Annotated in this window: 6 protein-coding genes; 5 read left to right on the forward strand and 1 reads right to left on the reverse strand. The window is 65.4% G+C overall.

The features are described 5' to 3' along the window. A partial coding sequence (locus CMO28_RS04195; RefSeq protein WP_296710084.1) for a cadherin-like domain-containing protein occupies positions 1 to 10,350 on the reverse strand: 10,350 nt, incomplete at its 3' end. Positions 10,351 to 10,813: 463 nt separating this feature from the next. Here CMO28_RS04195 and CMO28_RS04200 point away from each other — a divergent pair. From CMO28_RS04200 to CMO28_RS04220, 5 genes are all read left to right on the forward strand, one after another. Continuing rightward, positions 10,814 to 11,137 carry a DUF6916 family protein gene (locus CMO28_RS04200; RefSeq protein ID WP_062769940.1) on the forward strand — a complete coding sequence of 108 codons (324 nt, stop codon included), beginning with the start codon at positions 10,814 to 10,816 and terminating at the stop codon, positions 11,135 to 11,137. A gap of 143 nt (positions 11,138 to 11,280) precedes the next feature. Continuing rightward, positions 11,281 to 11,874 carry a phage tail protein gene (locus tag CMO28_RS04205; protein WP_296710094.1) on the forward strand — a complete coding sequence of 198 codons (594 nt, stop codon included), beginning with the start codon at positions 11,281 to 11,283 and terminating at the stop codon, positions 11,872 to 11,874. 100 nt (positions 11,875 to 11,974) lie between these two features. Further along, complete coding sequence (locus CMO28_RS04210; protein ID WP_296710102.1) at positions 11,975 to 12,568, forward strand: phage tail protein; 594 nt, start codon at positions 11,975 to 11,977, stop codon at positions 12,566 to 12,568. A gap of 32 nt (positions 12,569 to 12,600) precedes the next feature. Further along, on the forward strand, positions 12,601 to 13,200 hold the full coding sequence (locus tag CMO28_RS04215) for a phage tail protein (RefSeq protein WP_296710108.1): 600 nt from the start codon (positions 12,601 to 12,603) through the stop codon (positions 13,198 to 13,200). Beyond that, positions 13,175 to 13,756: a phage tail protein gene (locus CMO28_RS04220; protein ID WP_296710116.1), complete on the forward strand. Its 582-nt coding sequence runs from the start codon at positions 13,175 to 13,177 to the stop codon at positions 13,754 to 13,756. Before CMO28_RS04215 ends, CMO28_RS04220 begins: the two co-directional genes overlap by 26 nt. The last annotated feature ends 589 nt before the right edge of the window (positions 13,757 to 14,345 follow it).

Below are 14,345 nucleotides of genomic sequence, written 5' to 3' on the forward strand. Positions count from 1 at the left end.
CAGATTGGTCGTGTCCTTGACCGAGAAGCCGAAGCCGCCCGACGCCCCTTCCGAACCGTCGTGATCATAGGTCACAAGCCCGTCGTCGATATCCTTCTGGGTGAAGGTATCGCCCACCTCAAGCGCGGTGCCATCCAGCTTCAGCGTGCCCGACGCCGGCGCCGTGGTCAGCGTGTAGGTGACGTCCGCCGGATCCGTATCCTCGCTGTCGGAAGACGACAGCATCGCCGCGGTGATCGTGGTCGACCCGCCCTCGTCCACCGTCGTGCCGGTGTTCGTGTCGACCTTCGGCGCGGCGTTGACCTCGATCGTGCGCTCGAACGCCACACTCGTCTGCGTATCCGTATCGCCGCTGTCGTCGGTGGCAACGATCGACACCACGCGGTCGCCGCCCGGCATCGTCGACGACGCGCCGGTATAGAGGAAGGCGAGCCCCTGAAGCACCGTCTGGTAGTCGGCAACCGAGGCCGTGCCCGAGAGCGTGTACGTGCCCGCAGCCCCATTGAAGGTGTAGCTGATGCCGTGGTCGTTGGCGTAATTCGCCGCGTCCACGAACAGGCCCATATAGTCAGACGTACCACCAGGACGGGTGGTGAAGGTCACCACGACACTGGTCAGATTGGCCGAATCGACGTCGCTCAGCGCCGCAGAGCCGACAACCGCCACAGCCGCACCGCCCGCCGTATAGACCGACGAGTCAGACAGGTCGGTCACGACCGGCGCGTCGTTCGTGGCCTGGATGTTCACGGTGGTGACATGCGTGCCGGTCAGCGCACCGCCCGAGCCCTGGGCGCCGGTATTGCCGTCATCGACCGACCAGAGCAGATCGACCGAAGCCGGCGGCGTGTCGCTCGCCGTGGCATAGCCGATCTGCTTCGCCGCTTCGTTCACCAGATCATAGGTGGCGTTGGCATTGAGCGTCAGGACCAGTGTCCCGCCGGCATTGGTCGTGACGGTCCCGATCACGGTGCCACCGACCGTCAGATCCCCGCCCTCGGTCAGATCACCCAGCGTGCCGCCGCTGATCGCCCCGAACAGATCGTCGGCATCGGCCCCGCCATCGCGGGTGATGGTGATGACCATGCCATCATGATTGTCGACCAGCCACAGCTCGGGATCGTAAATGTCGATCTCGGGATCGATGGCGGTGAAGCCGCCATCCTCGACATGGGTCGGATCCATGTTGAAGCCGGTGACGGGCGTACCATCGGTGGTGAAGCGCGCCGCGAAGATCTCGTCGCCGCCGCAGCCGCAGCCCAGATAGCTGCCGCCCAGCAGCAGATCACCATTGTCGTCGATGGTGAGCGACGAAATCGTGAAGCTGCGCAGATCGTCGCCGAAGGTGACTTCGCCATTGGTCCCGAAGCTGGTGTCCAGCTGTCCGTCGGCGCCGATCTTGATGATCGAAGCCGTAGCGGACGGGGTGCCCCCGTCGATCGTCATATGGGTGCCGACGAAGACCATGCTGCCATCGGCCAGCAGGGTCGCATCGGTGGTCAGATTGCCGGTGAAGACCAGGCTGCCGCCGCTGCCGAAGCTGCCATCCACCGACCCGTCATCAGTCAGGCGCACAAGCGTGGTGACCGGCAGGCCGGTATCCGCATCGACATGCATGTTCACGACGATCATGCCGCCGGTGGACTGGGGCAGGACGATCTGGCTGCTCTCCAGGATATCGGGATCGTCGATCGTGACGGTGCCGCTGCTGCCGAAGCCGGTATCCAGCGTGCCATCGGCGTTGTAGCGCTGAAGGATGGCACCATCGTCATTGGCGCCGGCAACGACGATCTTGCCGTCGTCCTGGACCGCGACGCTCAGCAGCGTCTCGTTGCCGCCCAGATCGATCGCAACCGGCGCACCGCCGTTGAACGCGGTGTCGATGCTGCCATCGGCAAGCAGCCGGTACAGCAGGCCATCGGTGGTGCCGGCGGCGCCGGTGAAATTCATGCCCGCCACCAGGATGCGGCCGGTGTCGTCCAGCGCCATCCTGGTCAGCGAGAACGCCACACCGGGGTCATTCAGGAGGGCGACGCCTTCCACCCCGAAGCTGCTGTCCATCGTGCCGTCGGCATTCAGACGCAGAATCGCGCCCACGTGGATGCCGGACGTATCGACCGTACCCGAGATCAGCAGCTTGCCGTCGCTCTGCAGCAGGGCCGTGGAGGGCGTGTATTCGCCGCCGCTGTCAATGGTGACGATACCGTCCGTACCGAAACTGGTATCGAGCCGGCCATCCGCATCGTAACGCGCAACCACGATCAGGTCCGAGGTGGGATCGGTATCGGCACCGACCTGATAATAGCCGCCGCCAGGCAGGGCCACGATCCCGCCGATGCTGTCCATATCCGACGGCCCGTCATCGGTGACGATGCCATCGGGCATGGTGGTGATGTCGGGCGCATCATTGACGGGGTCGACCGTGATGGTCACCGTCTCGCTGGCGGTTTCAGAGGCGCCGCCGCTGTTGCCCAGATCGTCGATATCGACGGTCAGGGTGACATCGCCGGTATCGTCGGTATCGGTCTGGAAGGTGACGCCCTGGGCCGCGATGAAGGCGTTGATGTCGGCGATCGTGCCGGACAGCATGATTGCCTTGGTGCCGTCGGTGACCGTCACCCCCGACCCGCTGGTGGCGGTGATCGTGCCCTTGTCGACGCTCAGCGTCACCTCGACCGTGCCACTGCCGGCGTCGGCGTCGGCAAAGGAAATGCCGGTGATCGCCGTGGCCGTGTCTTCGGTGACCGTGATCGTGGCACCAGCCGGCACGGTGATCACCGGCGCGTCGTTGACGGTGGTGATGGCGACGGTGGTCGTCAGCGTGCCCTCGGCCGCACCGCCGGTCCCCTGCGTGCCGCTATTGCCGTCATTCACCGTCCAGACGAGATCGACCGAGGCCGGCGGCGCGTCGCTGGAATTGGCATAGGCGATCTGGCGCAGCGCCTCGTTCACCAGCGCACGGGTCGCCGCGGCATTGAGCGACAGCACCAGCGCGCCGGCCGAGTTGGTCACCACCGTGCCGATGGTGGTGCCCGAGACGACCAGGGCCTGGCCCTCGGTCAGGGCATCGAGCGTGCCGCCATCGGCCGCCGAGAACTGATCCTGGCCGTCGGCACCGCCGTCGCGCGTCAGGCTGACGGTGAAACCGTCGAGCGTGTCGGCATCGCCCAGATCGACATCGTCGACCGCAATCGTCGGTGCAATCACCACCGGCGCGCCGTTTTCGGTATAGGCCGCCGGATCGGCATCGAATACCGGCTGGCCGGTCGCGTCATAGCGGGCGAAGTAGATATCGGCCGGCTGCAATGCCTGGTCGTAATGGATGCCGCCCAGCAGGATTTCGCCGGTGTCGGCGTCGATCCGGACCGAGGTGTGATTGAGCGGGAATTCGGTGCCGCCGATCGTGAACCCGCCATCCCGGCCGAAACCGGCATCGAGCACGCCATCGGCTGTAAAGCGCTGAACCGTCGTCGAAATATCCGCGGCGAAGGAGATGGTGCCGACGACGATGATGCCGCCATCCGGGGCGAAGGCGAAGGAGACGGTGTGCGCCGCTTCGCCCGTCACGGCACCGTTCACACCAAAGCCGGTATCCAGCGCGCCATCGGCGGTCAGCCGCCAGATCACCGGCACCTGCTGGCCGGGGAAGCCGGAATCCTCGGTCGCCGAGGCCACCAGAATGCTGCCATCGGCCTGCACGCTGACCCCCTGGGCGCCAGCGCCGCCGAGGAGATCGGTATCGATGATCAGATAACCGCCGGTTCCGAAGCTGGTATCCAGCGTGCGATCGGCATTGTGGCGATAGACGATCAGATCGCGGCCCTGGGCCGCCAGCGTCACGACCTTGCCGTCGGGCTGGATGACCGAATCGAGGGCCTGCTCGCTGCCCGGAATGCTGGCGCCGACATTGAACACGCCATCCGCGGTGCCGTCGGCGGTGAAGCGGAACACGACGGTGCTGGTATCGCCCGAGATGGGCGTCAGCGTCGCCGTGACATAGATCCGGTCGCTGCCGTCGATTTCGATATCGACCGGGCCGAAGCTCGATGAGGCCTGGATGACGGTGATCGGGAAGCCCGACACCACGCTGCCATCGGTCGCAAGACGCGTCACCACCAGCGAGCTGTCGGAAACCGCACGGCCGGCAATGATCAGTTCACCCGAGGCCAGCACCTTCACCGCGTTCGGAACCGTGCCGGCGAAATAGGCCGCACCATCCGTGCCATAGCTGGTATCGATGCTGCCATCGGCGTTGTAGCGATAGACCAGCACATTCTGGTACGCATCCCCACCGGTGGTGCGGCTGCTGACCACATAATGGCCGCCGCCGGGCGCATCCAGCATCCAGGTCGGGGTGGAAAGCGGCTCGGGCGCGGCAACCACATCGACGCCGTCATTGATGGTGTAGACATCCGGCGCGTCGTTGACCGGATCGACGGTCACGGTCACCGTGTCGGCATCGGTGCCCGGCAGGGCCGCGTCCTGGTCGCTGACGCTGACCGAGAGATCGACCGTACCGGTGACGTTCACCCCCGGCCGGTAGGTCACATTGCCGCCGGAAATGAAGGCGTTGATATCGGCCCGGCTGCCGGTGAGGATCAGGGTCTGGCCGCCGGCGGCAACGGTGACGTCGGCGGTGCCGGTGGCGGTGAACGAACCGCCCGGGGCGGTGATCGTCAGCACGTAATCCTGGCCGAGATCGTCGGTGTCGGCGATCGAAATGCCGGTGATCTGAAGATCGGTGTCCTCGTTCACGGTCAGCGAGCCCGGCACGGTCAGCACCGGTGCCTCGTTCACGACCGTCACCTCCATGCTGCCGGTGGCGAGCGCCGAGGAATAGGCGCTGGAGCTGCCGGTGATGGTGGTGTCCGCGGTGCCGCGGATGGAACCGCTGGTGGCGGTACCGATCGTCTGGTCCCAGGCGCGGAACGAGATGGTCGCGGTCTCGGCCGTGTTGCCGGCCGGGTCGTAGCGGAGCTGGGCATCCGCCGCCAGCAGAAGCGAGGCATTCACCGACACGGTGCCGACCGCATACCAGTTGGTGCCGTCGGTCGAATATTCCCAGCGGCCGGTGCCGGTCAGCGCGGTGATCGCGATACCCGATTCGGGGTTGGCATCGACATCGCCATAGCCGCCATCGGTGAGCAGGTCGCTGACGGTGATGGGGGGCGACACGTCATTGCGATCCACCGGATCCAGCGTGATGTCGGTGGTCGACAGCGTCGGCGCGTCGTTGATCTGGGTGACGACCATCGCCGCGCGGGAATCTTCCACGGAATAGGCGGTGCTGCCGCCCGTGCTGGACGCATCCCCCGTCTGGAGCGTGGACCCGCTGGTGGCCGTGCCCGAGGTCTGGTCCCAGCCCCGGAAGGTCAGCGATGCCGGGCCGCCGCGGTTGTTGTCGGGCACGAAACGGAACTGGGTGGTCGCTGCGAACAGCAGGGCCGCACTGTCGGATGCCGCCGTGCCCAGCCCGTACCAGTTGTTGCCGTCGGTCGTGTACTGCCAGGCGCCGTTGCCGACGATACCGGTGATCGCGATGCCCGAAACCGCGCCGCTGTCGGGATCGGCATAATTCACATCGGTCAGCCAGTCGCTGACCGAATAGGTCGTCGACATGGTGTTTTCATTGGTGGTCGTCAGCGCGACCTGCGATCCGTCGATGGTCGGCGCGTCGTTCACCGCAGAGACCGCCAGCGTCACCGTGGCCGTGTCGGTCTTTGCCCCGCCGGAGCCGGTATTGCCGCCGTCGTCGACATCGACGGTCAGGGTCACGTTGCCGGTGGCGTCGGCGGCGGGCGTGAAGGTCAGCGCACTGGCCGCGATGAACGCATTGATGTCGGCCACCGTGCCGGTCAGCGTCAGCGCGGTCGCCGTCCCGCCCACCGTGACATCGGCGGTGCTGGTCGCGGCCAGCTCCCCCTCACCCACCGTGAAGGTCACCGTCACATCGCTGGTGCCGGCATCGGCATCCGAAATCGAAATGCCGGTGAGCGCAGTCTCGGTGTCTTCGGTCACGGCGATCGACCCGGGCGCCGTAATCTCGGGCGCGTCGTTCACGGCCGTTACGGTGATCGCGAAGGTCTGACTGCTGACGGTGTGGTTGGTCGTATCCTTCACCGAGAAGCCGAAGCTGCCCGACGTGGTTTCCGAGCCGTCATGCTCGTAGGTCAGCAACCCGTCGTCGATGTCCTTCTGGGTAAAGGTGTCATTCACCGACAGGGCGGTACCGTTGAGCTTCAGCGTGCCCGCGGCCGGCGCCGTGGTCAGGGTATAGGTGACATCGGCCGGATCGGCGTCTTCCATATCCGACGACGACAGCATCGCCGAGGTGATGGTGGTGGAGCCGCCCTCGTCCAGCGTCGTACCGGTATTGGTGTCGACCTTCGGCGGGGCATCGACCTCGACCGTGCGTTCGAAGGCGGCACTGGCCTGGGTCGCACTGTCGCCGCTGTCATCCGTCGCGACGATCGAAACCACACGGTCGCCGCCGGGCATGGAGGCAGTGGCGCCGGTATAGGCATAGACCACGCCCCGCAGCACGGTCTGATATTGGGCGACCGAGGCCGTGCCCGAAAGGGTCAGCGTGCCCGTGGCGTTGTTGTAGGCGACGTTGATGCCGTAGTTACTTGCATCGTCCGCCCCCGTGGTCGACATGGCGATACGATCCGACGTCCCGCCCGGGCGGGTGGTCAGGGTCAGGACCACGCTGGTCAGATTGCCGGAGTCGACGTCGACGATCGTTGCGGATTCGGCCACCGCCACCGGCGAGCCGCCGGCACTGAAGAGCGGCGACGCCGAGGTGTCGTTCACCACCGGCGCATCGTTCACCGGCGTCGTGTTGACGGTGAAGGTATGCTGCACCGAGTCCGAATAGTTTCCGGACGACTGCTTCAGCGTGAAGGTCAGGGTGCCGGCAGTTTCCCCGCCGTCATGCTGGAAGGTGACGAGCCCGTCGTCGATATCCTGCTGGGTAAAGGTCCCGTTGGTCGACAGCGTGCTGCCGTTGAGCGACACGGTCAGATGACTGAGCGCCGCCACCGTATAGATCAGATCCGCCCCGGTGGCGTAATCGTCGGAGGCTTCCAGCATCGCGGTGGTGATGCTGCCCGATCCGCCCTCGGCAACCGTGGTGCCGGTATTGGTGGCGACCGTCGGGGTCTTGTCGATCTCGATCGTCAGATCGAAGGTGCCGACCTGATCATTGGCATCGGTGACCGTATAGCGGATGATACGGTCGGTCGTATCGACAGTGGCCCCCGACGACGTGTTCTTGTACTCGATGTTGCGGAGAATATTCTGGTACGTATTGAGCGATGCGGTGCCGGTGAAGGTAAGCTTGTAGTTATTATACGAGACGCTGACACCAGCATAGGTTCCCTGAATGCGCGGGCGCTCCGCGGAACTGTCCGGGCGATTGACCAGCTCCACCGTCACCGATTTCATCATCGTCGTGTCGTCGATGAGGAACAGGTCCGGCGCGAAGTACGCATAGCTGTCTGTCCCATAGGCACCCGGGGTATAGACGAAGGTGTCGGCCGAAATCGCCGGCGGATCGTCGTCCACACTGGTAACCTGGACGCCGCTGCCGACCAACTCGTCCGAGGTGGCGCCGTCGGCATCGGTGACGGTGACGCGGAGGATGCGCGAGCCGGCGGCATCGGGGGTATAGGCCGATCCGGTATTGCCCCAGGTGGGGGCGTCGGAGGTGGACGAATAGGTGACCGTCCGCAGCGCCGCCTGCATCTGCGCCGCCGTGCCGCTGCCGGTCAGCGTCAGGACGAGAAGGCCGCCTTCCATCGCCACGCTGGCACTGTAGGGCCCGGGCGAGGTGATCGCGAGCACATCGCCATCATGCGGGTTGGAGATCCAGACCCGCGCCGAGGTGATCAGGTCGCCGTCGTCATCGGCGACCGTGATATCGGGCAGCAGGATGACCGGCGCGTCGCCTTCGGTCCAGCTCACGGTCCGCGGGCCGCCCAGCACCGGGGTGGTGTCGTTCACAGCTTCGACCGCACCGATATCGATGGCGCTGCCGGAAATGCGGGTGGCGCCGGTCTGGTCGGTGGCGGGCTGGCCGGTGATCGAGGCATTGCCGGCATCGATCGCCGAGCTGCCGGTGCCCGGCTTCATCGTCTGGGTATAGCCGCCATTATCCGCCAGCGCCCCCAGATTGGGATCAGTGGTCAGATCGGTACCGGGACCCGCATCCCAGCCGTTATTAGCAAGGCTGTTGCCGAAATAGATGTTCCAGCCGACATTGGTCGCACTGCCGCCGGTGACGTTCACCCCGCTGCCGGTGTTGTTGGCCAGAATCGTATGGCTGACACTGACCGAGCCGCCATAGGAATCGATCGTGCCGTTATAGGGGGCACCGCTCGCGCTGTTGCCCGAGAAGGTGCTGTGCGCCACGGTGAGCGCCGAGGAATTCTCGATCGCACCACCATAAGTTGCCGAATTACCCGAAAAGGTAGAGTTCACCACCGAGGTGGTGCTGTCGGTACCCAGCATCGCGATCGCACCGCCTATCCCAGCGGTGTTCCGATCAAAGGTCGAGCGGGCGATATCCAGAGAAATTCTTGTACCATCATTTGCGAAGACAGCGCCGCCGTTTGCGTTGCTATTGGTTGTATTCTGCGTGAATGTACTGTCATTTATAGTGGCATCAGACGCCGTCGCCGTATCCGCGAGCGCGATAGCCCCACCTCCGGCAGAGGGAGAGCTGCTGGTCGAACTATTGCTCGTGAAGGTCGCCCGTGTAACCGTCGTAGCCCCTCCACCCGTTCGCGAAGAGATAGCGCCGCCCGACGCAGCCGTATTGTTGGTAAAACTGCTATCGGTCACCGAGAAGGTAATATTTCCGGAAGTATTTCCCTCAATCCGGATTGCACCACCGGCATTCGTCGCACTGTTCTGATCGAAACTGCTGTCGGTGACGTTCAGCGTGGCGCCGGCCGCACTGGTCTGATAGACCGCGCCACCTTCCGTAGTGGCGGTGTTGGTGGTGAACTGGCCGGTGACCGTGTGGATGAAATTGCCGCCGGAAATATAGATCGCGCCACCGGCGCCGCTGGTCGCCTGGTTGTCGACGAAGCTGTTGGTGCCGGTCATCGCCAGCTGGCCGCCGGCCATATAGACGGCACCGCCCGCCGTAGCCGTCAGATTGTTCATGGTGATGTCGGTCAGCGTCAGCGTGTCCGAGCCGGAGGCGGTGAAATTGATGCCGGCGCCGCCTCCCGAGGTCCTGGTCGCATTCTCGATCTGCAGCCGCGCAAAGGTGACCGTGGCATCCGTGACGGTGAACACGCTGCCATTGGTCAGGCTGCTCGCATCCAGCACCCGGGTGGTGGTGTCGTTCGACCGGATCAGCACATTGTCGGTGATGGCGCTGAAGCTGGCGGAGACCGTGAGATTGGCCGTGATGTCGATCTGATCGGTGCCGGCCGCGGCATTGGCATTGGTGATCGCGGTTTCCAGCTGGGCCGCCGTACCGGCGGTGAAGGTCGCCATTAGGCCGTCATAGCCGGCGCGGGTGTCTTCCGTCACCGCGATCATGGTGTCGACCTGGCCGATCGACACTTCCAGATCCCAGTCGCCGAAACGGCCACCGCCATTGGCGGCGACGCTGCCGGTGGCATCGTCCGAGGCGGCGACATCGGCGCCGGTCAGCTCTGCCAGCCGGCCCAGAAAGGCCAGGCCGTCGCTGCCGCCGGCCACGTCGCAGCCATAAAGCAGGATGTCGCCATCCTCGGCCAGGCCGGCGCCGATCACCGCCAGGTCGCCGGCCCGGTCGTCGATATTCCTGTCCGAAAGGGTGGAAGATCCCAGCCAGATTTCGCCGACGCTGCCTTCCGAAATGATGTGGATGGCATCCACTGCCCCCGACTGTTCGGCCATCCAGTCGGCGATCTGTTCCAGCCCGTCGCGGCCGGCATCCAGCACCACGATTTCGACATCCTGGGCCAGGCCGGCGGCCAGGGTCTGCCAGTCGGTGACGCGGGTGTCGATGAAGGCGACCTCGCGCCGGTCACCCGCCGCGGCGGGGGCCGCCGTCACATCCGATCCGTCATCGCCGCCCTGGGCAGCGGTTTCCACCAGGGCGGCACCGTCATGGGCATCGGCCTGATGGCCGGTATCGGCCGCACTGCCGTCGCCGGCGGTATCGGGGTGCAGTTCCTGCGCGGCATCCTGGGCCGCCTGATCCTGCAGCGCCTCTGCCGCGGTGGCGACACCGGCGGCATCGAACATCATCCGTGGTTCAAGCGCCTGGGCCAGCGCCCCCCGCCGGCCCGGGCGGCGCGGCCCGGTGATGTGACGGCTGGCATGATCTCCCCGACGACGAAAGCGGCGCATGATACCCGTCCCCCGAAACCCCGTGACGACCGGGCGACGTGATCTCCGCACCCGGTCTGACTGTCATTCCCGCGGCGCCGGCGGTTCTTCGTCACGAAGTGCCGCATATCGCAACGATACACCCGTCCGGCCGGACGCAGCGTACCTTCGTCGGGTTTTGGTTAACCTAGCTGAACCTTACTGACCCGAAAAGCGGCTTTCGGGGCGTGCGCCCGGCAAAGCAGTGCTCCAGAAGATTGATTCGGCGCGTTTTTCAACGATCCCAAGCATTTGAGCTATATCAACGGCCATTAACCTCGCCCTCACATGACGGGCAAGACTCCTGTCGCAAACCATGCGACATTAATCACGCACGGCAACCGCCAAGCGAAACGGCGGGAATGCGCCGCAGATGCATGCAATCCAGGCTGGTGTGGGACTGCATCCCGCCGGGTCTGCCGCCGGTCAACCATCGGGATGTGGGATGTTCGAGAACTTCACCTTTGAAACCTTCGCGCCGCATGTCGGCACCGAATTCCATGTGCGCCTGCCCCAGGGCAATCTGCCGCTGACCCTGGTGTCCGCCCAGCCCGGTATCCAGGCCATGTTGACCGGCCAGCGCCGCCTGGGCTTCAGCCTGATCTTCCGCGGCCCCCCCCAGATCTATCTGCCGGCCAACAGCTACGACATCGCCCATCCCCGGCTGGGGCTGCTGAAGATGATGTTCATCTGCCCGGTGATCGCACCGGTCGATCCGTCGACCGGGCGGCCGGTGCCGGGCAATCACTACGAAGCGATCTTCAATTGACGCCCCCCACTGATACCAAGGCCTGCTGATACCAACGCCTGCCGAAACCACCGGCTGCGGCCCGGCCGGGCGACCGCATCACCACGTCGCGACGACAGCCATGTCGACAACAAGACGGAACAGGACGAGGACGGAGACCGGATATGGATTCACCCTTCATCGCCAGCATCGTGACCTGGATGCCGGATTTCGCGCCCAAGGGATGGGCCTTCTGCCAGGGCCAGATCCTCTCGATCGCCCAGAATCAGGCGGTGTTCGCGCTGATCGGCACCACCTATGGCGGCAACGGCAGCACCACCTTCGCCCTGCCCGACCTGCGCAGCCGCATCCCCGTCGGTGCCGGCGACGGCCCGGGCCTGTCACCGGTCTCTCTGGGCCAGGCGGCCGGCAGCGAAACCCAGACCATGACCGATCAGACCCTGCCGGCCCATACCCATTTCACCGTCCCCCAGCTGCACCCGGTGCTGCCGCTGTCGACCGCCCCGGCCACGGCGCCCGATCCGGCCACCGGCGTGCTCGCCACCGGGTCGGTCCGCATCGGCAGCGGCCCCTCCGCCCGGACCTACCCGGTGTCGAATTTCACCACCGCCCAGGCCAATGCCGTGCTGCCGGTCACCATGCCGGGGGATCTGACCGCTACCCCCACCGGCAACTCCCAACCCTTTTCGATCATGCAGCCCTATACGGCGCTCAACTTCATCTTTGCGATGCAGGGCATCTTTCCGCCGCGCAGCTGACCGGTTTCCGCCGCGCCGCCGGGCCGGCACCGCCCCGGTCGCCATCCAGGGGCCCGGTCGCCATCCACATGGTTTCCACCATCCATAAGGTTTCGGAAAGATGACCCCCTTCATCGGACTCTGCATGCATTGGGCGCCGGATTTCGCCCCCCGCAACTGGGCCTATTGCGCCAATCAGCTGATCGCGATCAGCCAGAACACCGCGCTGTTTTCGCTGATCGGCACCACCTATGGCGGTAACGGCATCCAGACCTTCGCCCTGCCCGATCTGCGTGGCCGCGCCGGCCTGGCCGCCGGCAGCTCGACCACCGGCACCCGATATGTCGAAGGCGAAGTCGCCGGCACCGACCAGACCACCCTGCTGACGACCAATATGCCGGCCCATACCCATGCGGTCAGCCCGGTCACCGGCACCCTGCCGGCCACCGCCACCCAGGCCGACACCAACGGGCCGGCCACAGGGCTCGCCTTCGGCATGGCGCATACCACTTACGAGGATAGTGGCGTCGAAGTTTCTGCCCCGGTCAACGCCTACGCAGCCGGCCCGGCCGATGTCACCTCGGCGACGGGGGCGGCCGGCGGCACCGTCACCTTCGGGGTGACCGGCCACACGGCCCAGACCCCGATCACCCAGCCTTATCTGGGCCTGAACATCATCATCGCCATGTACGGCATTTTCCCGCCGCGCAGCTGACCGGCCCCCGACGCGAAAACAGGAGAGAACCGATGGACGGAGTTTATCTGGGGGCCGTGTTCCTCTGGGCGCCGAGCTTTGCACCGCGCGGCTATGCCTTCTGCGCCGGCCAGTTGCTGTCGATCGCACAGAACGACGCCCTGTTCGCCCTGATCGGCACCACCTTCGGCGGCGACGGCCAGACCACCTTTGCCCTGCCCAACCTGATCGGCCGCACCCCCCTGGGTGCGGGCCAGGGGCCCGGCCTGTCGAACTATGCCCTGGGCCAGACCGGCGGCACCGAGACCATTACGCTGACCGGCAACAATCTGGCCCATCACACCCATACCGTTACGGCAGAACTGCAGGCCGCGATTCCGGTCGCCACCACCGACGCGACCGAGTCCGAGCCGGCCAATAACGTCATCCTGAGCAACGGCAATTTCGTGCAGACCAATGCGCCCGGCTCCCCCACCCGGCCCGCCAATCTGTTCGTCGCCAAACAGGACCCGGAAGCAACCCTGCCGGTGCAGATGAACGGCCAGGTCGCCGTCGGCTCGTCGGGCATGAACGTCCCGGTCCAGATCATGCAGCCCTTCGCGGTGCTGCAATACATCACCCCGCTCTATGGCATTTATCCGCCGCGGGGCTGACCGGGCGCCACACCGTCGACGACGCATCAGGGGGGCACGCGGAGACGATCCGCGTGCCCCTTTTATTCGGGCCGAGCTGTTCGCCGCCATCGGCAGCCGTTTCGGCGGTGACGGCGTCACCGATTTCGCCCTGCCCGACCTCCGCGGCCGGCAGTTTCTGGGGGCCGGCCAGGGCCCCGACACGGCGGCCTACGCCCCCGCCGACAGCGGCGGTGCCGAGGCCCTGGTGCTGACCGCCGACCAGCTGCCCGCCCATGACCACGACATCACGCTGCGCGAGATCGGGCTTCAGCTGCCGGCCGCCGGCGCGCAGGCGACGTTCACCACCCCGGCCACCGGGCTGATCCCGGGCGATGGCCACACGATCTTTGATAATCAGGGCGTCGAAGTCTCCGTTCCGGTCCAGGCCTATGCCGATGCCAGCCGCGCCGATGGCCGTTTCCTGGCCCCGGCGATCGAGGGCGGGCTGGCGGTTCTGCCGGCCGGCGGCGGGGTGCCGGTGCCGCTGGGTGCGCCCTGGCTGGCGGCCACCGCGATCATCCGCGCCACCCTCTGACCCGCTGCCCGACCGTCACCCCCGGCCCCTGCGGGCGCGCGGGCACAGGCCGCGCGCCCGCCTGCCCTGCTCTGCCCGACGAGAACATAACGGTTTCGTCTTGCGCCGCAAAACCATCGGAACAAGGCGCGTACAGGCACAGAATCATACACGTTTTCGGCGTGTTTCCGGGGCAATCGGCATCGGAGCGGGGGCAAGCATTGAACATTTTATTTAAATTTCCTTAAAGCGCCGGACATCCCGTGTGCTATACCTCACATGAAACTGCACAATTCACAAGAACAAGAAACATGTCGCGGCGCCATGCTGCATTGCAGCATTTCCAAAAGGTAAACGCCCGCACCGCAACCGGCCGGATGCTGAGTGACATATCATCGCACTGTGATCGACAGCCGCAGGCTGCAAGCCCCCGACCGGCCTGATTTTCCTGATATATCCCCGATATGTTCCAATTCTGGTTGTAATTACTCTCCTTAGGGTTGTAGTCGATCCGTATAAAACGGGAACATATCCGGAAAAGGACGGCGTCACATCATGGTTAACGCCGCATCCGCAAGCGACGATCCGACCGGTGCAGAATGCCGGGGCG

The sequence above is a fragment of the Tistrella sp. genome (assembly GCF_002684955.1).
GTDB classification, from domain to species: domain Bacteria; phylum Pseudomonadota; class Alphaproteobacteria; order Tistrellales; family Tistrellaceae; genus Tistrella; species Tistrella mobilis.